At 68.4% G+C, this 26,731-nt stretch carries 21 protein-coding genes and 1 tRNA gene; 17 read left to right on the top strand and 5 right to left on the bottom strand.

Annotated features, from left to right (window positions below):
* Positions 1–15: 15 nt before the first annotated feature.
* From ACWV14_RS17390 to ACWV14_RS17365, 6 genes are all read left to right on the top strand, one after another.
* A complete protein-coding gene (locus tag ACWV14_RS17390; RefSeq protein ID WP_454902809.1) occupies positions 16–936 on the top strand; it encodes an ABC transporter substrate-binding protein in 921 nt (306 codons plus the stop codon).
* The gene (locus ACWV14_RS17385) at positions 936–1,880 is read left to right on the top strand and encodes an ABC transporter substrate-binding protein (RefSeq protein WP_454902808.1); all 945 of its coding nucleotides are present in this window, start codon (positions 936–938) and stop codon (positions 1,878–1,880) included. Before ACWV14_RS17390 ends, ACWV14_RS17385 begins: the two co-directional genes overlap by 1 nt.
* On the top strand, positions 1,877–2,884 hold the full coding sequence (locus ACWV14_RS17380) for an LLM class flavin-dependent oxidoreductase (protein ID WP_454902807.1): 1,008 nt from the start codon (positions 1,877–1,879) through the stop codon (positions 2,882–2,884). The genes ACWV14_RS17385 and ACWV14_RS17380 overlap by 4 nt, the downstream gene beginning before the upstream one ends.
* A gap of 167 nt (positions 2,885–3,051) precedes the next feature.
* Positions 3,052–3,127 (top strand) — tRNA-Ala (locus ACWV14_RS17375).
* Positions 3,128–3,195: 68 nt separating this feature from the next.
* Positions 3,196–4,518 carry an SDR family NAD(P)-dependent oxidoreductase gene (locus ACWV14_RS17370; protein WP_454902806.1) on the top strand — a complete coding sequence of 441 codons (1,323 nt, stop codon included), beginning with the start codon at positions 3,196–3,198 and terminating at the stop codon, positions 4,516–4,518.
* Positions 4,508–5,671, top strand: a complete 1,164-nt coding sequence (locus ACWV14_RS17365; protein WP_454902805.1) for a hypothetical protein — start codon at positions 4,508–4,510, stop codon at positions 5,669–5,671. The genes ACWV14_RS17370 and ACWV14_RS17365 overlap by 11 nt, the downstream gene beginning before the upstream one ends.
* On the opposite strand, the gene ACWV14_RS17360 is transcribed toward ACWV14_RS17365, so the two are convergent.
* The 5 genes from ACWV14_RS17360 to ACWV14_RS17340 form a co-directional block, all read right to left on the bottom strand.
* Positions 5,662–7,314 (bottom strand): ankyrin repeat domain-containing protein, encoded by a 1,653-nt coding sequence (locus tag ACWV14_RS17360; RefSeq protein ID WP_454902804.1) that lies wholly within the window; start codon positions 7,312–7,314, stop codon positions 5,662–5,664. The two genes, ACWV14_RS17365 and ACWV14_RS17360, sit on opposite strands and share 10 nt — an antisense overlap.
* Before the next feature lie 149 nt (positions 7,315–7,463).
* Positions 7,464–7,985 (bottom strand): response regulator transcription factor, encoded by a 522-nt coding sequence (locus ACWV14_RS17355; RefSeq protein ID WP_454902803.1) that lies wholly within the window; start codon positions 7,983–7,985, stop codon positions 7,464–7,466.
* 229 nt (positions 7,986–8,214) lie between these two features.
* The gene (locus tag ACWV14_RS17350) at positions 8,215–10,137 is read right to left on the bottom strand and encodes an esterase/lipase family protein (protein ID WP_454902802.1); all 1,923 of its coding nucleotides are present in this window, start codon (positions 10,135–10,137) and stop codon (positions 8,215–8,217) included.
* Positions 10,137–11,162 (bottom strand): Lnb N-terminal periplasmic domain-containing protein, encoded by a 1,026-nt coding sequence (locus tag ACWV14_RS17345; RefSeq protein WP_454902801.1) that lies wholly within the window; start codon positions 11,160–11,162, stop codon positions 10,137–10,139. The genes ACWV14_RS17350 and ACWV14_RS17345 overlap by 1 nt, the downstream gene beginning before the upstream one ends.
* A gap of 164 nt (positions 11,163–11,326) precedes the next feature.
* Positions 11,327–14,029 carry a bifunctional acetate--CoA ligase family protein/GNAT family N-acetyltransferase gene (locus tag ACWV14_RS17340; protein WP_454902800.1) on the bottom strand — a complete coding sequence of 901 codons (2,703 nt, stop codon included), beginning with the start codon at positions 14,027–14,029 and terminating at the stop codon, positions 11,327–11,329.
* Positions 14,030–14,169: 140 nt separating this feature from the next.
* Here ACWV14_RS17340 and gspG point away from each other — a divergent pair, with 140 nt between their 5' ends.
* The 11 genes from gspG to ACWV14_RS17285 all read left to right on the top strand — a co-directional run bounded on the left by gspG (position 14,170) and on the right by ACWV14_RS17285 (position 26,688).
* Positions 14,170–14,640, top strand: a complete 471-nt coding sequence (gspG, locus tag ACWV14_RS17335; RefSeq protein WP_454902799.1) for a type II secretion system major pseudopilin GspG — start codon at positions 14,170–14,172, stop codon at positions 14,638–14,640.
* Between the two features lie 5 nt (positions 14,641–14,645).
* The gene (gene gspK / locus ACWV14_RS17330) at positions 14,646–15,668 is read left to right on the top strand and encodes a type II secretion system minor pseudopilin GspK (protein WP_454902798.1); all 1,023 of its coding nucleotides are present in this window, start codon (positions 14,646–14,648) and stop codon (positions 15,666–15,668) included.
* The gene (gspL, locus tag ACWV14_RS17325) at positions 15,665–16,825 is read left to right on the top strand and encodes a type II secretion system protein GspL (protein WP_454902797.1); all 1,161 of its coding nucleotides are present in this window, start codon (positions 15,665–15,667) and stop codon (positions 16,823–16,825) included. The genes gspK and gspL overlap by 4 nt, the downstream gene beginning before the upstream one ends.
* Entirely contained in the window at positions 16,822–17,403 is a 582-nt protein-coding gene (gene gspM, locus ACWV14_RS17320) for a type II secretion system protein GspM (RefSeq protein WP_454902796.1), read from the top strand. The genes gspL and gspM overlap by 4 nt, the downstream gene beginning before the upstream one ends.
* Entirely contained in the window at positions 17,400–20,015 is a 2,616-nt protein-coding gene (gene gspD / locus ACWV14_RS17315; protein ID WP_454902795.1) for a type II secretion system secretin GspD, read from the top strand. Before gspM ends, gspD begins: the two co-directional genes overlap by 4 nt.
* The gene (gene gspE, locus ACWV14_RS17310) at positions 20,012–21,436 is read left to right on the top strand and encodes a type II secretion system ATPase GspE (RefSeq protein ID WP_454902794.1); all 1,425 of its coding nucleotides are present in this window, start codon (positions 20,012–20,014) and stop codon (positions 21,434–21,436) included. The genes gspD and gspE overlap by 4 nt, the downstream gene beginning before the upstream one ends.
* A gap of 17 nt (positions 21,437–21,453) precedes the next feature.
* Positions 21,454–22,659: a type II secretion system inner membrane protein GspF gene (gene gspF, locus ACWV14_RS17305; RefSeq protein WP_454902793.1), complete on the top strand. Its 1,206-nt coding sequence runs from the start codon at positions 21,454–21,456 to the stop codon at positions 22,657–22,659.
* A gap of 183 nt (positions 22,660–22,842) precedes the next feature.
* Positions 22,843–24,099, top strand: coding sequence for a substrate-binding domain-containing protein (locus ACWV14_RS17300; RefSeq protein WP_422086748.1), 1,257 nt, complete (start codon positions 22,843–22,845; stop codon positions 24,097–24,099).
* Between the two features lie 269 nt (positions 24,100–24,368).
* Positions 24,369–25,121 carry an STN domain-containing protein gene (locus ACWV14_RS17295; protein ID WP_454902792.1) on the top strand — a complete coding sequence of 251 codons (753 nt, stop codon included), beginning with the start codon at positions 24,369–24,371 and terminating at the stop codon, positions 25,119–25,121.
* Positions 25,118–25,672 (top strand): RNA polymerase sigma factor, encoded by a 555-nt coding sequence (locus ACWV14_RS17290; protein ID WP_454902791.1) that lies wholly within the window; start codon positions 25,118–25,120, stop codon positions 25,670–25,672. The genes ACWV14_RS17295 and ACWV14_RS17290 overlap by 4 nt, the downstream gene beginning before the upstream one ends.
* Positions 25,673–25,680: 8 nt before the next feature.
* Entirely contained in the window at positions 25,681–26,688 is a 1,008-nt protein-coding gene (locus ACWV14_RS17285) for a FecR family protein (protein ID WP_454902790.1), read from the top strand.
* Positions 26,689–26,731 lie beyond the last annotated feature (43 nt).

Raw genomic sequence — 26,731 nt, 5'->3', positions numbered from 1 at the left:
ACTGCATCGCACTTCATGACCCACCGACGAAACATCCTGTCCGCTCTGCTCGCTGCGCTGCTGGTGCCGCTGGCCGTCTCCGCGCAACCGGCGCCCGACCTGAGCCCGGAGCAGGCAGGCCGGCCGCGCGCGCAAAAGATCGAGCAGGTCGTCGCGCTGGCCAAGGACTTCAAGTTCCTGAAGGAGGGCGTGCTCGTCGTCGGCACGACCACGGGCCGCCTGCCGTTCGCGGCCTATGCGACCGACACCAAGACCCCGGTGGGCAACGCGCCCGACATCGCGCAACTGGTGGCCGACAGCCTCGGGCGCAAGCTGGAGCTGCTGTCCACCGCCTGGGCCGACTGGCCGCTGGGACTGCAGTCGGGCAAGTTCGACGTGGTGGTGTCGAACGTGACCGTGACCGAGGAGCGCAAGGAGAAGTTCGACTTCTCGACCTACCGCAACGACCAGATCGGCGTGTACGTGAAGTCCGACAGCAAGCTGGGCGCCATCAAGGAGCCGAAGGACATCGCGGGGCTGAAGGTGATCGTGGCCGCCAGCACCAACCAGGAGCAGATCCTGTTGCGCTGGAACAAGCAGAACCTGGCGGCCGGGCTGAAGCCGGTCGAAATCCAGTACTACGACGACGATGTGGTGCAGCGCCTGGCGCTGCAATCCGGCCGGGCGGATGCCTACGTTGGGCCGAACGCCATTGCGGCCTACGAGGCGCGCGACGGCAAGACGCGGCTGGCAGGCGTGTTCTCCGGCGGCTGGCCGCTGAACGCCGAGATCGCCGTCACCTCGCGCAAGGGCTCCGGCATTGCCGAGGCGATCACCGTGGCGCTCAACGCGCAGATCAAGAACGGCAACTACGCCAAGGCGCTCACGCGCTGGAGCCTGGAATCCGAGGCCATTCAGGCCTCGCGCACCAACCCGCCCGGACTGCCGAAGAACTGATGACCATGAATTTCAAGAACATCGCCCGCGGCCTTGTCGCGCTGAGCGCATTCACGCTGGCAACTGGCATGGCGCACGCCGCCGACAAGTTCGACTTCAGCGCGGAGCAGAGCGCCCGTCCGCGTGCCGCCAGGGACACCGAGGCCGTCCGTGCCATTCCACCGAACTACAAGTTCGTGAAGGAGGGCGTGCTGACCGTTGCCATTGCACCGTTCGCGCCGCCCATCTCGACCTACGCGAGCGACGCAAAGACCGTGGTCGGCTTCGACCCCGACTTCGCCTTGCTCATCGCCGACGCGCTGGGCCTGAAGCTCGACCTGCAGCCCATCGCCTGGGCCGACTGGCCTCTGGGCCTGAGTTCGGGCAAGTACGACGCGGTGATCTCCAACGTGGGCGTGACAGAGCAGCGCAAGGAGAAGTTCGACTTCTCCACCTACCGGCTGGGCCTGCACGGGTTCTACGTGAAGGCCGACAGCCCGATCAAGTCGATCAAGGAACCGAAGGACATCGCGGGCCTGAAGATCACGACCGGCGCGGGAACCAACCAGGAACGCATCCTGCTGGAGTGGAACAAGCGCAACCTCGCGGCCGGCCTGAAAGCCGCCGAGCTGCAGTACTACGACGACGATGTATCGCGCACGCTGGCGGTGGTCACCAGGCGGGTTGACGCCAATTTCAACCCCAACGCGCCGCAGGCCTACGAGGCCGCGAAGAACGGACAGATCCGGCTGGTCGGCACGGTGAACGCGGGCTGGCCGCTGAAGTCCGACGTGGCCATTGCCACGCGCAAGGGCAGCGGCCTGGCCGTGGCACTGACCACGGCCGCCAACGGCCTGATCCGCAACGGCTTGTACGAGAAGGCGCTCGCGCGCTGGAGCCTTGCGGAAGAGGCCCTGCCCAAGTCCGAGACCAACCCGCCCGGCCTGCCGAAGTTCGCACCGTGAGCATCCGGCACCTTGGCTTCCTGACGCCCGGCAACTTTGCCGAGGGCGACGCATACGCCGGCTTCGAGGCCGCGCTGAAGCTGTTCGAGTTCGGCGAGAAGCTGGGCTTCGACGGTGCCTGGGTACGGCAGCGGCACCTGGAGCGCGGCGTGTCTTCGGCCGCGACCTTCCTGGCCGCGGCGACGCAGCGTACCCGCCGCATCGAACTGGGCGCGGCGGTGATCCAGATGGGCTACGAAAACCCGTTCCGGCTCGCCGAAGACCTGGCCACGGTCGACGTGCTTTCGCGCGGCCGGCTGCAGGTGGGCCTGAGCGCGGGTGCGCCGTTGCATGGCGCGTTGCTGGGCAACCGCTTCCACGACACGGCACCGAACATCGTCGACTTCACGCACAGGCGGGTCGGGCGGCTCAAGGCCAACCTGGAAGATGCATGGCTGGGCGACGAGGAGACCTTCGTCGAATCGGCAGGCGGGCGCGTGCGCCCGCGGGTGCAGCCACATGCGCCGGGCCTGGTCGACCGGCTCTGGTACGGCGGCGGCTCGCTGCGCTCGGTGGAATGGGCGGGGCGCAACGGCTTCAACCTGCTGCTGGGCAATGTGCTCTCGGGCGAGACCACCAGCGACTTCCTGAATGCCCAGCTGGGCCTGGTCGAGCGCTACCGCCAGAGCGAGACGGACACCCGCCGGGGCCGCATCGCGCTGGGCCGCGTGATCGTTCCCCTGGACGGCGCCGATGCCGCCACGCGCAAGCGCTACCGCGCGTTCGCGGCCGGCCGCGTGGAGCGCACGCTGGAACCGCAGGGCGAGCGCCGCACGCTGTTCGCTACCGACCTCGTGGGCACCGCCGACGAGATCCTGGAGCGCCTGCGCAAGGACCCGGTGCTGCCGCACGTGCACGAATTGCGGGTGGAGCTGCCCTACAACTTTTCGGGCGACGAGTACGAACAGATATTGAGCGAACTGTCGCGGCGCATCGCGCCCGAACTCGGCTGGCGCTCGTTTTGAAGGAAGGGAAGAGGGGAGAGGAAGAGTGGAAATGAGTTCGAGGTGAGTCGGAGCCGGGCTGTGCTTCCTGCAACCCGGTGGGCGACTTTTGGGCGGGCTCGCGAGGCCCGCTTTTTTTGCTGCAGACGGCCGAGAGCACCGTGGATTCGTTCTTAGAATCGCTGCCGGAGAGCGGTGGTGTAGCGGAAGCACATCCTCCTTGCAGGAGGGGAGCGCTGGTTCAAATCCAGCTCGTTTTCCCCACGCGGATTCGGCGTGGATACGGTCGATGCGCATCCGGGGAGTGATTTTTGATCGATGGTCTGCCAGACGTGGGCTTCACGGACGAAGAGCTGGCGATTGCCTTGCGGGTGTTGCAAGCAGTCTCGGACGATCCCTCCAGCATGGACGACCATCCGCGCTTCAAGACACTGGTTGCCAAGATCCGGAGACAGTCCAAGCGCGTCAAGCGACAGGCGCTTCAGGCGACGGCCGCCGCGCAATTGCAGGATGCACGCCTGCGGACCGGCCTGGTGCGCGCACAGGAGGGAGCGACCGCACTGCCGGATTCTTCCGCTTCTTCCAACGCGAGCGGAGCGCTGTTGCGGCTGCAGCGCTGCTATGTCTGCAAGCAGCCCTACGGCGAACTGCATCACTTCTATCACTTGCTGTGCCCCGGCTGCTCGGAGAAGAACTGGGCCAAGCGAGCCCAACGTGCAGATCTGCGCGGGCGCGTTGCGTTGGTGACGGGCGGGCGGGTGAAGATCGGTTTTCAGACCGCATTGCGCCTGCTCCGCGATGGCGCCGACGTCGTCGTCACCACCCGCTTCCCGAAGGATGCACTGCAGCGATTCCTCGCGATGCCTGATGCCGACACGTGGCGCAGCCGGCTTGCGCTGGAGGCCCTGGACCTGCGCAACATCCCGTCGGTGGAAGCTTTTGCCGACGAGCTGTGCCGGCGTTTGCCGCACCTCGACATCTTCGTCAACAACGCGGCCCAGACCATCAAGCGTCCTCGCGAGTTCTATGCGGCGCTCATGGCTGCCGAGCCGACGCCATGGCTGCTGGAGGCCAAGGGCAACTACCAGGGGCAGCTGCCGGGCTATGGCGAGTACTTCGCGCCGCAGGAGCTGGACAGCTACGGTCAGGCGCTCGACAAGCGGCCGGAAAATTCCTGGTCTCAGCGGCTGCACGAAGTGTCCACGCTGGAACTGCTGGAAGTGCAGCTCGTGAACGCCGTGAGCCCTTTCCTGCTGACAAGCCGGCTCAGGCCGGCGTTGCTTCGTTCTCCATATCCCCGCCGTTTCGTGGTGCAGGCCTCGGCGATGGAGGGGCAGTTCAACCGCATCGACAAGACGGAGTTTCATCCGCACACCAACATGGCCAAGGCTGGGCTGAACATGCTGGTGCGCACCAGCGCCCAGGAGTGGGCCCGCGACGGCATCTACATGAACGCCGTCGATACCGGCTGGGTGACGGACGAGAAGCCTTACCCGCGGGCCATGCACGCGCGCGAGGCGCGGCATTTCCACACGCCGCTGGATGTTGTCGACGGCATGGCCCGACTGTTCGACCCGATCGCTCGCGGTATCAACGAGCCGGACACTCCGCTGTTCGGGCATTTCCTCAAGGACTACGAACCCTATGCCTGGTGATCTGCGGATGGACGAGAGCCCGGTGCATTGCCCTGTTCATCGCGTTGCGATCACGCCATGCGAGGTGCGAGAGTTGGCGCCCCTGCTCGATTACCTGAGTGCCGACAGTGCCGTGCAGGGCAGCCGGAGCTTTCCGCGCGGAACCATGCTGGACGACGGCCGGCTGGATCTGTGCAAGCAGAGCCTGGGCACGGACAACTGCCTGCAGCTGGTCGCGGCGCTTCGGCACAACACCCGGGTGCGCAGCCTCATGCTGGGCACTGACGCCATTGGCGATGCAGGTGCGGGGGCGGTCGCCAGGTTGGCGGCCGCAAATGCGCACCTCGAGGTGCTTTACCTGGGCTGCAACAACATCGGCCCCGAGGGCGCGGGCGAGCTGGCGGCTGCTGTGGCGCAGGCACCGCAGGTCACATGCCTCTGGCTCAAGCGCAACCCGCTGGGGCCGGAAGGGGCGCAGAGCATCGCGCGCATGCTGCGTGGCAACCGAAATCTTCGAGTGCTCGATCTGGTCAACACCGATCTTCGCGGCGCGGGCGTGCGCGCGGTGGTCGACGCACTGTGCGCGGGCGGCAGCGGCCTGCGAAGCCTGTACTTGAGTGGCAACGGGCTTGGGCCTGCGGTGGCAGCAGACCTTGCGCGGCTGTTGCGCGAGGCGCCGCAGATCGAAGAACTGTACGCAAGCGCGAATCACCTTGGCGACGCAGGCGCGATCGAACTGGCGCAAGCCCTGCGTGAGAACAGCACCTTGCAAACGCTCGAACTCGCGAGCAACGGTATCGGGAGCCAAGGAGCCAGTGCACTCTTCGAGGCGGCCCGGGTTTCGAGCCTGCTTTCCCTCAATCTTGGCCATGCGGCTTCGGCCAAAGCACTCGGCGCACCCGCCAACCAGATGGGCGATGAGGGCGCAGCTTGCGCGGCCAGGCTGATCGGGGCTTCGCCCGTATTGCGCAAGCTGGATCTCATGCGCAACGGCATCACCGAGTGTGGCCAATCGGTGTTGATGGAAGCTGCGTTGCACAGCCGGTGGCTTGGCCGCCTGATCGTGGAAGGCAGCCAGCCGGAAGCACTGGTGCAGCATCTGGCCCTGAACAGGGCCGCCCACGGGGGCGACGTGCCGACGGATCGAGCCCTGATCAAGAGCGTCTATCGCTGACCAGATGCGCCCAGCAGATAGTCCGTGACCTCTTCCGAGAACCGGTAGCGCTGCGCACCGATCAGCACGCCGTCAGTGCCCGCAGGGTCCGGCCTTGCCGCGGGCATGCCGTGCGCGACCAGCGCTTCGGCGCAGCCGACCCAGTCGCCGCCCTCGACCGGCTCGTTGACCGAGGCCCATGACAGCGAACCGCAGGCGTTGTCGTCGAAGCCGTGCCGTTCTTCCCAGCTGGAGCCATGTTCGAGCAGGAAGCGGGCGAGCGCTGCGTCGCCGCGAAACACGGCGTGGTTGAGGGCCGAGCCGTCCCAGTCGCCAGCGCGCACGGCGACCGGCCAGCCGAGTTCGACCATGAGCTTCACCGCATCGTCGCAGCCCCCCTGGGCCGTGAGTTCTGGCAGCAGCCTGAGCTGGCGTTCGGACAGCATGCCGATGAGCTTCGGGTTCTTGTCCAGCATCCGCCGCGCGGCCGCTGCGTCGGCCCGTGCGCAGGCGGCGACGAAGGCTTCGGTCTCCGGCAGCGCCGAACCGCCGCCGGCCTGCTGCAGCAGCCGCGCAAGCTCCGGCAGCCCGAAGCGCAGGGCGACGGTGTAGGCGCTGGTTCCGTCCGGCGTCGTGGCCGAAGGGTTTGCGCCCGCAGCCAGCAAGGCCTCGATGTGCGCAGGAGAGCGCCTTCGGCGGATGGCCCACAGCAGCGGTGTGCCCCAGTCGGACGCGAGCGAACTCCCGGCGGGTTCGTTGGCGTCGCCGCCGTGCGAGAGCAGCAGCCGCAGGGCTTCGAGCGCATCGAGGTCGAGCACGCGATACAGCGCGTTCGTGCCGGTGACGCGCGCGCCGGCCTTCAGCAGAAGCTCGACGCAGGCCGCGTTTTCCAGCGAGTGGTAGAGCGATTCGTTGTCGTTCGGATCGGCGCCGGCCTGCAGCAGCAGCCGGGTGAGTTCGGCGTCGCGGTTCTGGCCGGCGGCGCCGTAGAGCGCGGAAAGGCGCTCGTTCTCGTCCGGTGCCTCGAGCGATGCCGGCGGCCAGCGGTTGCCGACCGACTGGTTGGCATCGGCGCCGGCTTCGAGCAGGAGCCGGGCGCAGGCCAGCAGGCCTTCGCGATAAGCCGGCAGTTTCAGCAGGCCGGAATGCGCGACCGCGACGAGCGGCGGCAGCTTGAGAGGTCCGCCCGGCCGGTGAATCCAGCCCGGGTCTTGCGCCGTCGCGCGGCGCACAACGGCTTCATCGCCAATGGCGCATGCGAGGTAGGGGTCATCGCCGAGCAGCCCGGGGCTTTCTTCCAGCAGGCGAACGGCGACTGAGGGCCTCGAGCGGTCGGCGCCGCCGGCAATGTCACCCGCATACACGCAGCGCAGCCAGTGCAACACGGTCTTCGCGGGATCGTCCGCCTGTGCCCTGCGTGCGAGTACGAAGCCTTGCAGGTCGGCCCAGGAGGCGAAACCGTATTCGCGCGCGATGCACGACTGCGCGTCATGCAGGCGCAAGCCGAGCGAGGCGATCGCGATGTCGCCTTTGCCTGCGGCGGCCGGCAGTGCATCGCGGAATCGGGTGGCGGCTCCGGGGTCGTTGCCCCGGTAGAGAGCAAGCAGCTCCTTGGCTTGCTTCTTCAGGTGGCCCAGATCGGGCCGTGCGGGAATGCGCTTCATGAAAACCTCCGTGCATCAGACGCCGAGGACCCGCAATTCCGGCTGCACAAAAGGCTGATGAATCAGCAACACATGGAGGCAAGTGGGTTCAACCCTTCCCGCGGGCCCGGGCGCGGCTTGCAACCGCGGCCCGCATCTTAGCGCGGCCTTCAGGCCCGCAAGCCGACCGGGCCTGCGTCGTTCATCGCCATGGCCGAAGGGTCGCCGCTGTTGGAGCGCCAGATCAGCAGGCCATGCTTCATCGCCTCGCGGATCGCCTGGGTGCGCGACTTGACGCCCAGCTTGCGATACATGCTCTTGAGCTGCGCCTCGATGGTGTTGATGGAGCGATGCGTGGCCTCGGCGATCTCGCGGTTGCTCCAGCCGCGCGAGATGAGCCACAGCACCTTGAGTTCGCGCGACGACAGCAGCGCGTTCGCTTCCGCGGGTGGAAAGTGCTGCATGGCCTCGACGTCCGCGTCCACCGACGCTGGCGGCGTCTGCGAGGGAAACGCGATGGGCCTGAGGATCTCGTGCGCCAGCCGCGCCGCGGCCGATGCATCGCCCTGTTCGATGGAGCGCAGCAACGACGCGAGTTCCGGCTCGCTGGCCTTCGTGAACAGATGGCACAACGCACTCGCGACCGCCGCTGCACTGGCGGTGCGCGCATCGGGTTCGTCGTGGTCCGTCACCAGGTGGAGTTCTGGTGGCGGAGGCCTGTGTGCGACAACGGTATCGGAAGAAGGAGAGGGCGGCATCTTGAGCAAATCGATTCGATGCAAGCGGTGAAGCCGGGAGCCGGTTCACGCGCCAATCGAAGCGAAGCCGATCGTATGAATTAAGGCCGCCGCGCGCAGCCTGTTTCGTGGCGCGGATGTGTTCTCCATCACATCCGCGCGCAATCGGCGAAGGGCACGCGATTCAGCGTGCGATTGCGGGCTCCATGCGCAACTGCTCCTTGAGAATCCGCCGGATCTCCAGGATGGCCAGCGGGTTCTCCTGCACGCTGTGCTGCGACGAAATCACCAGCTCCGACGCCGCGCCTTCGAGGTGCGCGCTCTCGTACGGCACGATGCCGTCGCTCGACCCGGCGAGCGGCGCGCCCGGCGTGTCGTTGCCGATGATCGAGTGATAGCGCACGCGCGGATTCATCGGCAGCCCTGACGACAGCCGCACGAAGGGATCGCGGTCGCTGAGGTTGTCGATGCTGTTCGGAATGCGCAGCGGCCCCAGGTCCTGCTTGCCCGGTGCGATGCGGATCAGCTCGCGCGAGATGTCGCTCAGCTGCCCCAGCATGGTGACCGGCAGCGTGATGAGGTTGGCCACCCAGCGCGAGATGCGGTTGTTGGCAAAGTCGGTGCCGCGGTGCGGCGACGCGATGAAGATGGCGTCGCTGACCTGCGGCAAGGGCTCGAAGCGCAGGTAGGGCGCAAGCCGCTGCTCGATGCGCTGCTGCTGCGCGCCCTGCATCGGGTAGCTTGCAAGCAGGGCCTCCCACAGCTTGTCTTCCGATGACGACACCATCAGCCGCGACAGCACGCCGCCCATGCTGTGGCCGATCAGCGTGATGTTGTTGGACGCGCGTGCCTTGCCAGTGGGGTCGAAGTGCGCAATGGTCTGCTCGACGGCTTCGCGTATGGCGAGGTTGTTGAGCGGCAGCGGCGCATTGGTCGGGTAATACACCTGCCAGATCTGGTAGCTGCGGCGCAGCGTCTCGTCGCCGAGCACTTCATTGGCGACGTTGATCCATGCCTCGGGGCTGCTGGCCAGGCCGTGCAGCATGATGATCGTGCGGCGGTTCGGGTCGTAGGGCTGCATCAGGTAGATGCGCGGCCTGGTGAGCCCGTCGGCGCTGCCGAAGAGGCTGCGCAGCGCCTGCAGCGCGAAGTCGGAGCGCGCGAGCCACAGGCCGTAGCCGGAGGTGAAGTTGGCCGCCAGCGGAATCTCCTGCCCGCCGAGCTGCACGCTCGATGTGCGGTAGGGGTCGAACACCACGATGCGCAGGTCGCGCGTGGCCAGCACCTGCCGCAGGTCGGCGCCGTCGAACTCGAGCAACGCGGTGAGCGCGGGGAAGGGCGTCTCGCGGTAGGGCGGCGCGTTGGCGCCATGGGCGGGCTCGTCGGTCATGGCCACCAGTTCGGCGCCGAAGCCATCGCGCCGGTAGATGTTGCGCAGGCCCGAGAAGGTGAGCGAGGCGGCGGGAATCAGTTCTTGCGGGAGCGCCGCGCCAGGCGGCAGCTGCAACGCCGACACGTCGCTGTCGATATGCCAGTCGCCCACCTGCGGAATGGTGGGTGGACGGGTGCTGTCGCGCTCGCGCCGGTTGTTCTTCTGGTAGCTGCTGTACAGGCCGGTGATGGCCTGCTGCACCGCATAGTTGTAGTAGTCGCGCACCTGCGTCTGCCGGTCCTCGAAGGCCCGGTCGCGCGGATTGCGGGCGGTGAAGAACAGGTAGGCATAGGCATGGCGGGCGGTTTCGAGCCATGCGTCGATGGCCTTGTCGGCCGATGGCCCATCGGTCGTGCCGCCCCTGTCCGCCGACAGCGCCACCTGCAGCCAGACTTCCGACAGCGCCGACAGCCGCTGCTCATCGGTGATGCCCGCCGAGTCGGCCAGGGCCTGGCGGCAGGCCTGGCCGTCGCGGCGGCACAGGTCGGCGTCGGAGCCGATCACGCGCAGCACTTCCTGCGCGGAGGTGCTGAGCTTGCCGGTGGTGAGAATGTCGCCGCGGCGCTGCGCGAGGTATTCGGCAGGCGAGATTGAGCCGACCTTCACGCCCGCGCAGCCGGCCGCCAGCACCGTTGCGCACAGCAGGGCCGCGAGCAGATGAAAACGCGCGCGCATCACGGCGCCGCTTTCAGCGCTGCGCCCGGCAAGCCTTGCCGGATGGCCTGCGAGAAATCGGCGCCGGGCGTTTTGTCGGTGGCGATGGCGCGGTCAGTGATTCGCCCGGCGGCTCGCAGTGCCTGCATGTCGTAGCCCGGCGTGAGGCCGACCACGTCGTACAGGTAGTCGGGCAGGTAGCCCGATGCGAGCAGGCGGTAGTCCATCGGCAGGCCGGGCACGATGCGCTTGGCCAGCGCATAGACGATGGTGGTGCAGTTGGCCGTGAGCGTGTTGTAGAAGCTGGGCGCGCGCACCAGCGCGTCGGCCTCGCCCAGGTAGGCGAGGAACAGCGAGCGCATCTCGCGCTGCGGCAGGCGCACGCGGTACATGTAGACGTCTTCGCCGCGCACATTGGTTCGCACGCGCAGGATGTCGTGCTCGTCGGCCGCGACCAGGCTGGTCTCGAACTGCTTGAAGAAGCCGCCGACCGACGAGAAGCTCTCGCCGCGCTCCTTGCGGATTTCGATGGAGAAGGTGACGAACTTGCCGTCGTCGAAGCCGAATGACACCAGCGTGTGCGCGATGGCGGGGCCGGTCCAGTAAGAGAGCGACACGTCGACCGTGCGCAGGCGGTCGAGGTCGTAGCGGCGCGTTTCCCAGCGCTGCGTGTAGTCGGTGTCGCTGCGCCATTCGAAGTTGCGCACGTTCTCCATGGTGACGATGCTGCCGTCCACGCGCGCATGCAGCTGGCGCGACACGTCGTCGGCCCATACACGGTCTTGCGAAGGCAGGATGGTGCCCCACCATGCAAGCAGCATCGCGAAGCCCACGACGTAGGAGAGCAGGGCGCGCCCGGCGCTGCCGCGCCACAGCAGCGCGATGGCGGCAAGGCCGAAGCCGGCCCACAGCACGCCGGCGCCGACCTTCACGAAGGCGGGCCCCGGCAACTGGTACCAGAGCGCAAGGCAGGTCCACAGCGCCGTGAGCACCACGGCCAGCGACAGCAGCAGGCGGCCGGAGAAACGCAGGATCGCGCGGATCATCGGGTGATCTCTACCATCGACTGGGGCGACTGAGAGGTGGGCTTTGCATCCATGGTTGGAGAGTTCGCCAAAATGATTGAAGTGAGCATCGAGGAAGCCTGCGCCAATGCGCGGCTGTGCGCCAGCGACGGCATGCCGAAGGCCTGAGCGGGCTGCTCGCCGCGCTACAGCATGTAGGTCACGAGCTTGAAGTCCGGATCCTCGGGGAAGGACTTCACCGTGAACCCCAGCCTGCGCACCAGCTTGAGCATGTCGGGGTTGTTGGCGAGCACAAGCCCGTCGATTTCAGAAAGGCCCTTGTCGCGCGCCACGTCGATGATGCTTTCCATCAGCCGCGAGCCGATGCCCTTGCCGCTGAACTCGTCGGCCACCACCAGCGAGAACTCGCAGCTGGTCTGGTCGGGGTTGGTGATGTAGCGCGACACGCCCACGATGCGCTCGCTCTCGAGCACCGTGCCTTCGGGCGACACGCTGCGCTCCATCACCACGGCCACCAGCGCCATTTCGCGGTCGTAGTCGATCAGCGTGAAGCGCGACAGCATCGACGGCGGCAGCTCGTGGAAGCGCGAGACGAAGCGGAACCAGCGGCTTTCGGGCGACAGGCCCTGCACCAGCGCCTGCAGCATCTGCGCGTCGTTGGGGTGCACCGGCCGCACGATGTAGATGCCGCCACCCGGCAGCGGCCATTCGCGCCGGTAGCGCGCGGGGTACGGCATGATGGCCAGGTGGTGGTAGCCGTTGGCCGCGTTGCCCAGTTGGCCCGCCACCGCCTGCGTGCTGCTGTCGACCACGATGCGCGCATCGACCGAGATGGCGCCCGACTCGTCCACGATGATGGGGTTGATGTCCATCTCGCGCAGCTCGGGCAGCTCGCACACCATTTCCGACACGCGCAGCAGCACGTGCTCCAGCGCCTCCATGTCCACCGCGCTGGCGCCGCGCCACTCGCCCAGGGTTTCGGCCACGCGCGAACGCTCGATGAGCCGGCGCGCCAGGAACTGGTTGAGCGGCGGCAGCTCCATCGCGCGGTCGTTCAGCAACTCGATCATGGTGCCGCCCGCGCCGAACACGATGACGGGGCCGAAGGGCTGGTCTGTCACCAGGCCCACGTAGATTTCGCGCCCGCGCCGTGCGCGGACCATCTTCTGCACGGTCACGCCATTGATGCGCGCCTCGGGCGCCAGGCGCGCCACGCGCTCCATCATCTCGACGTAGGTGTCGCGCGCGCTGGTGCCGTTCATCACGTTGAGCGCCACGCCCTCTACGTCGGACTTGTGCGGGATGTCGGGGGAGTCGATCTTCAGCGCTACCGGAAAGCCCAGCTGCGTGGCGATCATCATGGCCTCGTTGGCGCTGCGCGCCAGCAGCGTACGGGTGATGGGAATATGGAACGACGACAGCAGCGACTTCGACTCCATCTCCGTCAGCACGCGGCGCCGCTCGGCCAGCACGCTTTCGATCAGCAGGCGCGCGCCTTCGATGTCGGGCTTGGCCAGCGCCGACAGCGGCGGCGGCGTCTGCTGCAGCAACTGCTGGTTCTGGTAGAAGGCCGCGATGTTGCCGAAGGCGCCCACGGCCGCCTCGGGCGTGCGAAAGCTGGGAATGGTGGCCTCGGCCAGCACAGATCGCGCCTTGCCCACCGACGAGTCGCCCATCCAGCAGGCCAGCAGCGGCTTGTTCATGGGGCGCGGAATGTCTGCCAGCGCCTTGGCCATGGCCGCCGCGTCGGCACCCGGCTTGGGCGAGAAGATGGCCAGTACGCCGTCGACCTGGCTGTCTGCCGAGGCTGCGTCGATGGCGGCGCGGTAGTGCGCTGGCTGCGCGTCTTCCGAAAGATCGATCAGGTCGGTCAGCGAAGCCAGGGGCGGCATCGACGGCAGCATGAGCTTCTGCACGGGCGCGGAGAGCTTGCCCAGGTCGAGCCCGATCTCGTTGATCCAGTCGGCCGCCAGCACGCCGGGGCCGCCGCCGTTGGTGACCACGGCCAGCCGCTTGCCCACCGGCCGGTAGCGCGAAGCCAGGCACTTGGCGGCCGAGAACAGTTCGACGAAGGAGCGCACCCGCACCGCGCCCGCGCGGCGCAGCGCGGCGTCGAACACGTCGTCGCTGCCCACGATGGCGGCGCTGTGCGTCTGCGCGGCCTCGTTGCCGGCCGGCTTGCGGCCGGCCTTGAGCACCACCACCGGCTTGGCGTGCGAGGCCGAGCGCAGTGCGCTCATGAAGCGGCGCGCGTCCGCAATGCCTTCGAGGTACACGATGATGCTGTGGGTGGCCCGGTCGTTGGCCAGGAAGTCGAGCACCTGTGGAATGTCGACCGAGGTGTGCGGGCCCAGCGACACCACGCTGGAGAAGCCCACGCCGTTCTGCCGCGCCCAGTCGAGCATCGACGCGGTGAGCGCGCCCGACTGCGACACCAGCGCCAGCGGCCCGGTGCTGGCGAGGGGACCGGCCACGCTGGCATTCAGGTGCAGCGGCGGGCGCTGGAAGCCCAGCGAGTTGGGGCCGAGCAGGTGCACGCCTTCGCGCTTCGCGATCTTGCGCCACTGGGCGGCCTGGTCGGCGCCGATGCCGCTGGAGATGACCGCCGCCGCTGTGCAGCCGATGCGGCCTGCGATCTCCAGGGCCGCCGCCACGTCGCGCGGGGCGAGGGCAATCAGCGCCAGGTCGGCATGGGTCTGGGCCAGTTCTTCGAGCGTGCCCTTGGTGCGCACGTCCAGAAAGCGCAGCGTGCCGTCGAAGCGGTCGGCGCGGAAGGCTTCGCGCAGCGTGCGGCCGGCCGGCGTCTGGCCGCCGGGGTCGTCGGCGTGGCCGACGAAGGCCGCGATGGAGGCCGGGGCGAAGAGCGGATTCAGGAAATGCTTGTCCATGCCCCCAAGTCTGCACCGTTCGGGGGCGGGTTTGTGCGGCGGGCGGAGAACTCCCGAGGATTTTCAATCCGACTGACATGCGGCACTGCGAGGATCGGCGCGGTGAAAGCCCTTGATGTCCTTTGTTCCGGGAGTGGAAGATGACCGCAGGTTCAACCCGTCGCCACGCAGGCAGCCGGCGCTTCCCCTTCCGGATTCTCCCGATGTGCCAGCGCGGGTTCACCCTGATCGAACTGATGGTGGTGCTGGTGATCATCGGCGTGCTGGCCGCGCTGATCGTGCCCAGCCTGATGGACCGGCCCGACCAGGCCCGCGCCACCGCCGCCCGGCAGGACGTGGCCGCGATCATGCAGGCGCTCAAGCTCTACCGGCTGGACAACGGCACCTATCCCAGCTCCACCCAGGGCCTGCAGGCGCTCGTCGCCGAGCCCGCCACGGGCAAGGCGCCCGCCAACTGGCGCCCCTACCTGGAGCGCCTGCCCGCCGATCCGTGGAGCAACCCCTACCAGTACCTGAACCCCGGCACGCACGGCGAGGTCGATGTGTTTTCGCTGGGCGCAGACGGCGAGCCCGGGGGCGAGAAGGCCAATGCCGACATCGGCTCCTGGTAGGCGCCGTGGCTGCGACGGCGGGTAGCAAGGCGGGCGGCGGTCCCGCCCCGGCAGGCCGCCACCGGGGCATGGCGGTGGTGAGCGCGCTGCTCATCGTCGCGGTGATTGCGGCGATGGCGGCAGCGCTGCTGGGGCGGCAGTCGGCGTTCATCCGCACCACGCAGGGCGACCAGTTCCGCACCCAGGCGCGCTGGCTGCTGCGCGGCGAAGTGAGCCAGGCGCAGCGCACGCTGCGCGGCGACGCCTTGCGTGAACCGACCACGCGGCTCGATGGCGCATGGAACCGGCCCTACGGCCGCCCGGCCTCCGGGCAGGTGGCGGCGGAGGGCGGGCGGCTGCTCAGCGAAATCACCGACGAGCAAGGCAAGTTCAACCTGCGCAACATGGTGGACAAAGGCCGCATCGACCCGGCGGAAGCCGAAGTCTTCATGCGGCTCTGTGCGCTGGTGGGCGTGCCCAGGGCGCCGGCACAGGCGATCGTCCGGCGCGTGGCGTTGAGCCTGGGCGGTGCGGACGCGTCGCAGGCGGGCGCCGTGTCCGAGGACATGCGCAAGGAGGCCGCGAAGTTCGCCGAAGGCATGGGCCTGCCGCCCGAACTCCCGGCCAACCCGCAGGCGCCGCGCCTGCGCGCGCTGGAAGACCTGCTGGCCGTGCCCGGCGTGGATGCCGGCGTGCTCGCTCGCCTGATGCCCTTCGTGACCGTGCTGCCCGAGCGCACCTGGCTCAACGCCAACACCGCACGCGCGGAGGCCGTGGCCGCCGGCGTGGAAGGGCTGTCGCTGGACCGTGCGCGCGCGCTGCTGACGGCGCGCGACAAGGGCCAGTGGTTCATCAACCGCGGCGACTTCGCGAACCGGCTGCGCATGCCCGAACTGGCGGTGGACGAGGTGCGCATGGGCGTCACCAGCAACTGGTTCCGCGTGTCGAGCGTGCTCTCGACCGGGCGCACGCAGTTCGTGCAGAGCGCCTTGCTGCATGACGACAAGGCCACCCTGCCGCGCGTGGTGTGGCTGCGGGAGGGCGTGTGAAGGCCGATGCACTGCGCTTGATGTTGCCGCCGTGGCCGGGTGGCGAGGCGGCCGGCGTGCACGTGCGGTTCGGCTATCGGCAGCCCGATGGCACGTGGCGCGACGGCGGATTGCGGGCGCTGGAAGGTCTTGTGGAGAAGTTCGCCGCCAAGCGGATAGAGGTGTGCCTGCATCCGGGCGATGTGCCGATGGCCGTGTTCACGCTGCCGCCGTTGTCGGGTGCGCGCATGCGTGCTGCAGTGCGCGGCGCCATCGAGCCTTGCGCGCTGCAGCCGCTGGAAACCCTGGTGACCGGCTTCGGTCCGCGCGCGGCGGACGGCACCGTGCCTGCCGCGTGGATATCGCGCGGCGTGATGGATGGTTGGCTCGCGCTGCTGCGAAAGCATGGCTTGCAGGTGCGCGAGCTGCATCTTCCTTGCGCGTTCCTGCCGTATTCGGCGGAGGCGATCGTGGGGTACCGTGTCGATCGATGGCTGGTCGTGCGAACCGGCAAGAGCCAGGGCTTCGTGCAATGGCTGCCGGAAGGCGTGGACGAGCTGGCGGCAGACGTGCAATGGCTCGGCGAAGACGAAGACCAAGACGAAGCCGACAGGCGCTGGTCCGGCGAGGGCTGGGGTTGGTCGCTGGCGGGTGGCGAGTCGGCTGCAGGAGGGGTGGGCGCCGCGCTTATCGGGCCTGCAGTCGGCTGGGGCGCCCTCGCATTGGCAGTCTGGCTGACCGGTCTCAACGTGTACGCGAACCAGTTGGCGGCGCAAGGCCAGGGCCTGAAGCGGCAGATGGCCGCGCGCGTGAAGGCCGCGTTCCCCGACATACCGGTCGCGGTCAACCCCGTGCAGCAGGCGAAGCAGCAGAAAGACACGCTCGCGGCCGGCGCAGTGCCCACGGCCAGCGGAGATGCGGCGAGCCTTCTGCGCGCGACCGCGACGCTGCTTGCACAGACACCGGCCGGGCAAGTGCAGGGCCTGCACTACACCGCCGGGGAACTGCATATCCGATGGCGCGACGGCGGTGCGCCGGGTGCCGAGGAGCGGCGCGCATTGCAGGCTCGCGCCACCGAGCAGGGCCTGTCGGCAAACGCCGATGCGGACGGACTCCGCCTGACGGTTGCTGCTACCGCTGCTACTGAAGACGCCTCCGCCAGGAAGGCCACGCCATGAAGCCCTTGCGCTCGCATCCAGCCCTGCAGTGGCTGCGCGAAGGCAAGGCACGCTGGCAGGCGCTGCCGCCGCGCGACCGTCTGGCGGCAAGCGCCGCCGCCATCGTGCTGGTGCTGGCCGTGCTGTGGCTCTTCGCCACGAAACCCGCGCTGGAAACCCTGTCACGCTGGCAACGCGACCTGCCCAGGCTGCAAGCCCAGTCGCGTGAACTCGACGAGGTGCTCTCCGGCATGCCCGCGGCGCATGCGGCCCAGGGCACCGGCCTCAGCGAGCCGCCCCAGACCGGGCTGGATCGCGCGGGCCTGCAGGGCGCCTACCGCATCGAACTCATCGTGGCCGACGCGCCTCCGGACGCCGGCAAGGCACCGCCCGCGAAGGCGTGGCGAATCGCTTTCGAGCGACCCGCGCCGGCCGACAAAGTCTTTCCCTGGCTGCTGGCGATTTCCGCCCGCGCCGACCTCGAAGTGACCGGCGTCGTGCTCGACCGCAAGGACGGCACCGATGGCAACGACCCGCAAGCCAGCGTGCGCGGCGTGGTGGACCTGCAGTCCACCCAACTCTACAAGGATGGCCCGTGAGACGAGATCGACAGGGCGCAGCGATGCGCCGATGGACCCTGGCGTGCTGCATCGGGCTTGCATGCACCGCCGCCGTTGCGGCCACGACCGCGCCTGCTCCCGCCACGGCGCCGCCGCAGGCCGCGCGTGCCGGCAGGGACGACAGGGTGGTCCTCAACTTCGTCGACGCGGACATCACCTCGGTGGTCTCCGCGCTGGCCCGCTTCCTGGGCCGCAACTTCCTGTTCGACCCGCGCGTGAAGGGGCAGATCACGCTGGTCTCCGAAGGCGAGGTGCCGGCCGCAACCGCCTACGGCATGCTGTCGACTGCGCTGCGCATGCGCGGTTTCGCGATCGTCGACGTGGGCGAGGTGAGCCGCGTCGTGCCCGTTGCCGACGCCAAGCTCCAGGGCGGCGCGGTGAATACCCGCAACCCCGGCGGCGGGCTGGCCACGCGCACCTTCCGGCTGAACTACGAGAACGCCGAGGCGATGCTGCCGGTGCTCAAGCCGCTGATCGCGGCCGAGAACAGCATCAACGCCTACCCGGCCAACAACACGCTGGTGGTGACCGACTACATCGACAACCTCGAGCGTCTCGCGCGCATCATCGAGAGCATCGACACGCCCACCTCGCTCGACTCCGAAGTCGTCAAGCTGCGCAACGGCGTGGCGGTGGACATCGCCGGGCTGGCCACCGAACTGCTCGACGGCAGCGGCGAGAAGGGGCGGCGCGACATCGTGGTGCTGGCCGATCCGCGCTCCAACAGCATCGTCATCCGCTCGAGCAGCCCGGGGCGCACGGCGCTGGCGCGCGAGTTGGTCGCCAAGCTTGAGAACGCGCAGAGCGACCCCGGCAACCTGCACGTGGTGTACCTGCGCAATGCGCAGTCGGTGCACCTGGCGGGTGTGCTGCGCGGGCTGCTGACGGGCGAGTCGCCGGATGCCTCGGGCACGGGCGGTGGTTCGGTGCGTGCGGCGTTGGGCGCGGGCGGGATGCTCGGCGGCGCCGGCGCAGCCAATGGCACCAATGGGAGCCCGGCCAATGGAAGTTCGACGAACCGCAGTTCGACGGGTGCAGCCGGTACGGGCGCCGGCGGCGGCACCGCTTCGAGCGGCGGCCTGCGCGGCGTCGCAGGCGGTGCGAGCACCGGAACTCAGGCCGGCCCTTCTGGCAGCAGCAACGGCGCGGCATTCTCCGCCGGCGGTGTCACCGTGCAGGCCGATGCCACCACCAACACGCTCATCATCGCCGCGCCGGAACCCATGTACCGCAGCCTGCGCCGCGTGATCGACACGCTCGACCAGCGGCGCGCTCAGGTGCTGGTCGAAAGCCTGATCGTCGAGGTGACGGAGCGCGACGCTTCCGAACTCGGCATCCAGTGGATGGCCGGCGGCGGCAACGGGCGCGGCGTGCGCGCGGGCACCAATTTCGGCGGCGCCATGCTCAACGCCAGCGCGCGCAACACCATCGAGGCGATGCCGCGCGGGCTCAACATCGGCATCGTCGACGGCACCGTCAACCTGCTGGGCGTGGGCGAGATCCTCAACCTCAAGATGCTGGCGCGCGCGCTGCAGGCGAAGGACGGCGCCAACATCCTCTCGACACCCAACATCCTCACGCTGGACAACGAGGCCGCGTCGATCATGGTGGGCAAGACCGTGCCCTTCGTGAGCGGGCAGTACGTCACCAGCGGCAACAGCAGCACCAACCCGTTCCAGACCATCCAGCGCGAGGACATCGGGCTGAAGCTCAACATCCGGCCGCAGATTTCCGAAGGCGGCACGGTCAAGCTCGACATCTACCAGGAGGTGTCAACCATCGACACGCAAGCCTCGGACATCTCCGGCATCGTCACCAACAAGCGCGCGCTGGACACCAGCATCCTGGTGGACGACGGGCAGATCATGGTGCTCGGCGGTCTCATGGAAGACAGCGTGGCCAACGGCACCGAGGCCGTGCCGGGCCTGGGCGCGCTGCCGCTGGTGGGCAACCTGTTTCGCTACGACAAGCGCCAGCGCGTGAAGACCAACCTGATGGTTTTCCTGCGGCCCTACGTGATACGCGACGCCAATGCGGGCCGCGGCCTCACGCTGGACCGCTACAACTTCATGCGCGCCCAGCAGGGCCGCGCACGGCCGGTGCCGCATGGGCTGCTGCCCGATGTCGGCGGCCCCGCGCTGCCGCCGGCAGACCTGCCCGTTTCCGGGCGCTCGCCCGAGGTCGACCTGCGCCCGCAGAGCTGGGAGCGCACGCGCGAACAGCCGCCGCCGCCCACCGCCACTGCCAGCGCGGTGCGCCAGCAGCCGGCCGAAGCGGCCCCGCCGCCGCCCGTGCTGCGTTCGCAACTGCCCAGGGGCGTGACCGTCGATTCAGACCCCGCCGTGCTGTACGGCGGCACGAACGACAAGGTCAGCGTGCTGCAGATCGCCGACGTGACGAGCGAGCAGGACGCGGTGCGCATCGTCAAGCGGGTGCGCATCAGCGGCATCGGCGCCTACATCGTCGGCGGGCCGGGCGGGGAGGGCAACCTCGTGCGCGCCGATGTGCCGCGCGATCCGCAGGCTGTCGACAACGCGCTGAGCGTGTTGCGCGAACTGGGCTACCGGCCCGAGCTGGTGGTGACGCCGTGAACGCGCTGCCGCATGCGTGGGCGCGCAGTCACCGCATCGCGGTGCGGCAGGAGGGCGACAGCCGCAGCCTCGTGGTCTGCGAGCGCACGCCGGGCTGGGCCGTGGTCGAGGCGAGGCTGCTGCTGGGCGAACTGCCTTTGAAGCAGATCGCGCCGCCGGAAATGGACGCATTGCTCGGCGCCACCTATGCCGAGACCGGCGATGCAGCCTCGGTGGTGGGCGCTGTGGAGCAGCAGGTCGACCTCGACCGCCTGATGCAGGACATTCCGGCGGTCACCGACCTGCTCGACGCGCAGGACGATGCGCCCGTCATCCGCATGATCAACGCCTTGCTCGCGCAGGCCGCCCGCGACGGCGCGAGCGACATCCACCTGGAATCCTTCGAGACGCATTCGGTGGTTCGCTACCGGGTCGACGGCACGCTGCGCGACGTGGTGGCGCCGCGCAAGGCGCTGCATGCGGCGCTGATCTCGCGCATCAAGATCATGTCGCAGCTCGACATCGCGGAAAAACGCCTGCCGCAGGACGGCCGCATCACCCTGCGCGTGGGCGGCCGGCCGATCGACGTGCGCGTGTCTACCGTACCCACCGCGCACGGTGAACGCGCCGTGCTGCGCCTGCTGGAGAAGGACGCGGGCCGGCTGCGGCTCGAACGCCTGGGCATGGCGCCCGACACACTGGCCGAACTCACGCGCCTCGTGCGGCAGCCGCACGGCATCGTGCTGGTCACAGGTCCCACCGGCAGCGGCAAGACCACCACGCTCTATGCGGCCCTGGGCCAGCTCGACCTGAGCACCAGCAACATCCTCACGGTGGAAGACCCGGTGGAATACGACCTGCCGGGCATCGGCCAGATACCGGTGCACAGCAAGATCGGCATGACCTTCGGTGCGGCCCTGCGCGCGGCGCTGCGGCAGGACCCCGACAACATCATGATCGGCGAGATCCGCGACCTGGAGACCGCGCAGATCGCGGTGCAGTCCTCGCTCACCGGGCACGGCGTGCTCGCGTCGCTGCACACCAATGACGCCGTGTCCGCCGTCACGCGCATGACCGACATGGGCATCGAGCCTTTCCTGTTGTCGTCGTCGCTTCTCGGCGTGCTCGCGCAGCGGCTGGTGCGCTGCCTGTGCCCCGCCTGCAAGGCGCCGCAGACCCGGCCCGACGGCAGCGTCGTTTACGTGCCCGTGGGCTGCGCGGCCTGCGGAAATTCGGGCTTCAAGGGGCGCACGGGCATCCATGAACTCTTCGTGGTGCACGACGACGTGCGACGGCTCATTCACGAAGGCGGCGACGAACAGGCGATGCGTGCGGCGGCAGCGAAGAGCGGCATGCGCTCCATGCGCGAAGACGGCCAGCGCTGGGTGCGCGAAGGCATCACCACCGCCGAGGAGATCCTGCGCGTGACGCGCGACGCCTGAGGAGGGCGCACCCCACCATGGCACGCTTCGAGTACGAGGCCGCGAGCGCCAGCGGCGAGCTTCAACGCGGCAACACCGAAGGCGAGTCCGCTCGCTCGGTGCGCGCGCAGTTGCGAGACCGCGGCCTCACGCCGCTCGACATCCGCGAGAAGGCCGCGAGCGGCAGCGCATTGGCCTGGCTCAGCCCGCGCCTGGGCGCGGCCGACCTGTGCTGGGCCACGCGCGAACTCGCGAGCCTGCTGGGCGCGCGGCTCACACTGGAGGCCGCGCTGGTCGCCACCATCGAGCAGGCCGAGCGCAAGCACGTCGCCGAATCTCTGAGCGCCGTGTGCGACAGCGTGCGCGCCGGCATGCGGCTGGCAGATGCACTGGCAGAACGGCCACGCGACTTTCCGCAGATCTACCGCGCACTCGTCAGCGCGGGCGAAGACTCGGGCGACCTCGCACGCGTGATGGAGCGGCTGGCCGACTACCTGGAGAACCGCGACAACCTGCGCGGCAAGGTGCTCACCGCTTTCATCTATCCGGCCATCGTCGGCTTCGTGTCGCTGTGCATCGTGGTGTTCCTGCTGGGCTACGTGGTGCCGCAGGTGATAGGTGCCTTCGCGCAGGCGCGGCAGGAGCTCCCGGCCATCACCCGCGTGATGCTGGCAGCGAGCGCCTTCGTGCGCGAATGGGGCTGGCTCACCGCGGGCGTGATCGTGGGCGCGTGGGCGGCAGCGCGTGCATCGCTGCGCGACGCGGGGCGCAAGCTGAAGTGGCACGGACTCATCCTGCGCATGCCGATGGTCGGGCGCTTCGCGCTCGGCGTCGACACCGCGCGCTTCGCATCGACGCTGTCGATCCTCATGGATGCCGGCGTGCCCTTGCTGCGTGCACTGGAGGCCGCGCGGCAGACGCTGGTGAACGAATGGCTCAAGCGCTGCGTGCTCGAGGCCACCGGCCGCGTGAAAGAGGGCACGCCGCTCGCGGCGGCGTTGAAAGCGCAAAAGATTTTTCCGTCGAACCTCGTGCACCTGGTGGCCAGCGGCGAGAAGACGGGTGCGCTGGCAGCCATGTTCGAGCGCGCCGCGCTAAACCTTTCGCGTGACCTCGAGCGCCGCGCCATGCGCCTCACGACGCTGCTGGAGCCCTTGATGATCCTTGCGATGGGCGGTGTCGTGATGGCCATCGTGCTCGCGGTGCTGATGCCCATCATGGAGATCAACCAGATGGTCCGCTGAGCCCTTGTTCGGGAGTTTTCAGCGTCGTGTTCCCGAGCTTTTTTCGGGCTGCTGTCACTGCGTAAATCGAAGATTAACTCCGTCGCCAGAGGGGCGACTCAGGTAGCGAAAAGGCGGCGTGCTCGCAACGAGATCCACCGTCTTTGGTAGCTCATTTCTCTTGGTCCAATCAAAGGAGTTTCCATGAGTGCAAAGTTCAAGTCGGTCGCCCTGTCGGCCGTGATGATGGCGGGCCTGCTGGCCGCCGGTGCCGCTTCCGCCCAGATCGCCGTCGGTGGTGGTGCCACGCTGCCCGAGATCCTGTATGACGAGATCCTGCCCAGCGGCGTGGGCCTGACCGACTTCACATACACCGGCACCGGCAGCGGCGCAGGCAAGACGGCCTTCTACAACAACAACGCCACCGTGTTCGACAACGAATCCCTGTCGCCCGCGCCCACGGCCGCGGTGCCGCTGCCCAACCCCTGGCCCGCCACGCAGTCGGTGCACTTCGCCGGCAGCGATTCCGCCGTGACGTCGACGGAACTGAGCAACTACAACACCGTGACCACCGGCACGCCGGCAAGCCCGCTGACGCGCCTGGCCGCCTGGGGCCCGCTGATCCAGATCCCCGCCGTGGCCACCTCGGTGCTGATCCCCTACAAGCGCACCGGCATCAGCAACCTCGACCTGACCGACGCGAAGATGTGCGCCATCTTCTCCAAGAAGTCCGGCGGCCAGACCTGGGGCCAGGTGCGCGGCACCACCGACACCACGGCAGTCCAGGTGGTCTACCGCACCGACACCAGCGGCACGACCGAACTGCTCAGCCGCTACCTCGTCGCCGCCTGCCCGGGCTCGGGCTTCGTCGTGTCCAACAGCTTCGCGACGATGGTTGCGGGCGCTCTGCCCAGCGGCACCACGCTGGCCACCACCGGCTGGCTCGGCGTGAACGGCAGCGGCGGCATGTCGGGTGCCTTCGGCACCAACGGCCGCATCGGCTACCTGAGCCCCGATTCGACCTACACCGGCAGCAGCAACGCAGTCGTCTCGAAGATCAACGGCAACCTGCCGGTCGCATCCTCGATCAAGGCCGTGCTGGGCGCGGTGTCCCTGCCGGTGGGCGGTGCTTCGCAAGCCAGCAACCCGCTGGCCTGGGTCCCGGCCTATGCCAAGCCGGCATCCGGCTATCCGATCTTCGGCACGACCAACCTGCTGGTGAACCAGTGCTACAAGGACGCCGCTGTGCAGGCCAAGATCAAGGCCTTCCTGGTCGACCTGTTCGGCACGACCTACGACGCGCAGATCACCGCCCACAACTTCGTCAACCTGCCTGACGGCACCGCAGGCACGAACAACTGGAAGGCAGCTGTCGCCAGCACGTTCCTCGATGCGTCCAGCAACCTGGGCATCGGCAACACCAACGTCTGCAACGGCATCGGCCGTCCGCTGAGCAACTGATCGGTTGCCGCCAGCGTGTTCCGAGTCGTCTTGCAGGCGGCTCGGAACCAGCAGGATCAGCCTCGGGGAAAGGGCCGCGCGATGGTGCGGCTCGAACCCTCGGGGCTTTTCCCGTCTGCGCGACGGAAGGCCTCGACGAATGCCACCAACCACCCCGCCAATGTCATGCGACCGTCACCGCCGACGACTAATGTTGCTTGGGTTTGCCAATGTCTCCTGCGGGTTTCCTGGCGAACGAAGCAACTCAGGAGCACGCGCGCCAACCCGGTATGACAGCGAATTCGGCATCGGTCAGTGTCCTGGCACTGGCCTTGTGCCTGGCCAGCGGGGTCTCGGTGCTTTGCGCAGGCAACGCGTACGCGCAACAGCCGGATTCGCCCGCACCGGCGTCACCCGCGGTGCGTATCGAATTCGATATCGCGGCGCAGCGCCTGGGCGATGCGATCGATGCCTACAGCAGGGCGTCCGGGCTGGACATATTGATCGACGGCCAGCATGCGCAGCGAACGTCGAACGCAGTGCGCGGCCTGCTGACCGCGCAGGAGGCCCTGGAAGCGATGCTGGCCGGAACAGGCCTGGAGGCGCGCCACGCGAACGCGACTTCGGTGGTGATTCATGCGTCCCGGCAGTCCGGCATTGCCGCGATGCCCGAGGCCGCGGGCATGGAGGAGTCGGGATTCAAAGAGGGGGAAGTCTTGCATCAGTCGTACGCCGCCCAGGTCCAGCAGGCCTTGCGCAGAACCTTGTGCAGTTCGGCCGAGACGCGGCCGGGCAGCTATCGCCTGGCACTGCAGTTGCGCCTGGACGCGCGCGGTGCGGTGGAGCGGTTCCGCCTGCTGAGCACCACCGGCGATGCGCGCCGCGATGCGGCCGTGCAGAGCAGCGTGCGCACGGTGGCCATCGGCAGCCCGCCGCCACCATCGTTGCCGCAGCCGTTGGTGATCCTGTTGTTGCCCGAAGGTCCGGGCGCCGAGTCCGATTGCGGGCAGGCCGCCTACCTTGGACAGGCGCGCACACCATGAGCGAGAACATTTCGTCCACGCTGCGTGCGCGCATGGTCGCGCGCTATGTCGAGCTGCGCGCAAAGCTCGAACGCATCGTCGGCTCGCGCGACGACGCGGCCGACGCGATGCAGGAAACATGGCTGCGGCTCGCAAGCGCAAGCGCGAGCGACGCCGCAACCGTCCACAACACCGACGCCTACCTGCTGCGCATGGCCGCAAACATTGCCACCGACCACTACCGCCAGAACAATGTGCTGCTGGTGCGCGGCGAGATCGACGAACTGGTGCACATGGTGGATGAGGCCGGCGACCCCGAGCGCATTGCCGGTGCGCGCAGCGACGTGCAGGCGCTGAGCCTCGTGCTGGCCCGCATGCCGGCCCGGCGCCGCGCGATCCTCGTGGCGGCGCGGGTCGAGGGCCAGCTCAACAGCGAGATCGCACAGCGCATGGACCTGTCGCTGAGCACGGTCGAGAAAGAGCTGCGCGCAGCCCTCGAATATTGCAAGAAGCATTTGCCCGATCTGGAGGCCGCGCAGCGTGGCCGCTTTGCCGGGCCGAGAAAATACTGATGAGCGTCATGTCTTACACCGAACCCGAATCCGGCTCGCTTCACCGACAGGCACAGGCCTGGTGGGTGCGGCTGCACTCGGGCCAGGCCACCCGCGCCGACGCCGATGCATTCCGCCAATGGGCGACCCTCAGCACGGCCCATGCGCAGGCCTGGCGCGAAGTGATGCGCGTCTGGTCCGCGCTCGATCCGCTGCTGGCCGAAGAGGCGGCGCGCCGTGCCTCGGGCGAAAGGTCTCTCTTCTCGTGGCTGCGCATGCCTCAAGCCCTGCAGGCCCGGCAGGCCCTGCAGTCGCCGGGGCGCAGGGCATTCCTGGGCGGCGCTGTCGCGGCTTCGGTGACCGCCGGCGTGCTCGCGGTCGAGCCTCCGCTGGGTCTGTGGCCCTCGGTAGGTGAACTGGCGGCCGACTACCGCACCGCCACGGGCGAGCAGCGGCAGGTGGCGCTGGACGGCGACGTCAGCGTGCGCATGAACACGCAGACGCTGATCAACCGCATCGGCACCGGCACGCTCGCACGGGGCATGGCGCTGGTTGCTGGAGAGGCAGAGATCGTGGCGGCGGGCGCGCACGATTTCTTCGTCGAAACCGGCGGCGGCCGGCTGCAGGCGCGCGCCGCGCGCTTCAACATCCGCCACACCGGGCCTCAAGTGTGCGTGACCTGCCTCGACGGCCGCGTGCTGGTGTCCGTGAACGGAGAGAAGCGCTCGCTGGAAGCCGGGCGGCAAGTCACTTACGACAAGAACGGCATGCGCGAGATCGTGCGCGCGGACGTGGCCAGCGTGAGCACGTGGCGCACGGGCATCCTGTCCTTCGACCGCACGCCGTTGTCGGACGTGATCGACGAGATCAACCGCTACCGGCCCGGCAAGGTCTTCTTGCGCAACGACGAACTGGGGCGCACGCTGGTCAGGATGCAACTGACGCTGCGCAGTGTCGACAACGCGCCCGTGATGATTCGCGAACTCTACGGCGCCCGCATGCGCAGCCTGCCGGGCGGCATCGTGGTGCTGAGCTGATGCGAAATTAATTTACGGGTTGCCCCGCGCAGGCTCGTCATGG

The organism is Variovorax durovernensis (genome assembly GCF_977011995.1).
This window is presented reverse-complemented; position numbering and strand designations above follow the sequence as displayed.

Excerpts from the sequence above, each read along its gene's own strand:
- ACWV14_RS17360 (WP_454902804.1), bottom strand. The coding sequence starts at position 7,314 with ATGAAGCGCATTCCCGCACGGCCCGATCTGGGCCACCTGAAGAAGCAA.
- ACWV14_RS17290 (WP_454902791.1), top strand. The coding sequence starts at position 25,118 with ATGAGCGAGAACATTTCGTCCACGCTGCGTGCGCGCATGGTCGCGCGC.
- ACWV14_RS17390 (WP_454902809.1), top strand. The coding sequence starts at position 16 with ATGACCCACCGACGAAACATCCTGTCCGCTCTGCTCGCTGCGCTGCTG.
- ACWV14_RS17340 (WP_454902800.1), bottom strand. The coding sequence starts at position 14,029 with ATGGACAAGCATTTCCTGAATCCGCTCTTCGCCCCGGCCTCCATCGCG.
- ACWV14_RS17300 (WP_422086748.1), top strand. The coding sequence starts at position 22,843 with ATGAGTGCAAAGTTCAAGTCGGTCGCCCTGTCGGCCGTGATGATGGCG.
- ACWV14_RS17365 (WP_454902805.1), top strand. The coding sequence starts at position 4,508 with ATGCCTGGTGATCTGCGGATGGACGAGAGCCCGGTGCATTGCCCTGTT.
- gspG (WP_454902799.1), top strand. The coding sequence starts at position 14,170 with ATGACCGCAGGTTCAACCCGTCGCCACGCAGGCAGCCGGCGCTTCCCC.
- ACWV14_RS17350 (WP_454902802.1), bottom strand. The coding sequence starts at position 10,137 with ATGCGCGCGCGTTTTCATCTGCTCGCGGCCCTGCTGTGCGCAACGGTG.
- ACWV14_RS17295 (WP_454902792.1), top strand. The coding sequence starts at position 24,369 with ATGACAGCGAATTCGGCATCGGTCAGTGTCCTGGCACTGGCCTTGTGC.
- ACWV14_RS17345 (WP_454902801.1), bottom strand. The coding sequence starts at position 11,162 with ATGATCCGCGCGATCCTGCGTTTCTCCGGCCGCCTGCTGCTGTCGCTG.
- ACWV14_RS17285 (WP_454902790.1), top strand. The coding sequence starts at position 25,681 with ATGTCTTACACCGAACCCGAATCCGGCTCGCTTCACCGACAGGCACAG.
- gspM (WP_454902796.1), top strand. The coding sequence starts at position 16,822 with ATGAAGCCCTTGCGCTCGCATCCAGCCCTGCAGTGGCTGCGCGAAGGC.
- ACWV14_RS17385 (WP_454902808.1), top strand. The coding sequence starts at position 936 with ATGACCATGAATTTCAAGAACATCGCCCGCGGCCTTGTCGCGCTGAGC.
- gspF (WP_454902793.1), top strand. The coding sequence starts at position 21,454 with ATGGCACGCTTCGAGTACGAGGCCGCGAGCGCCAGCGGCGAGCTTCAA.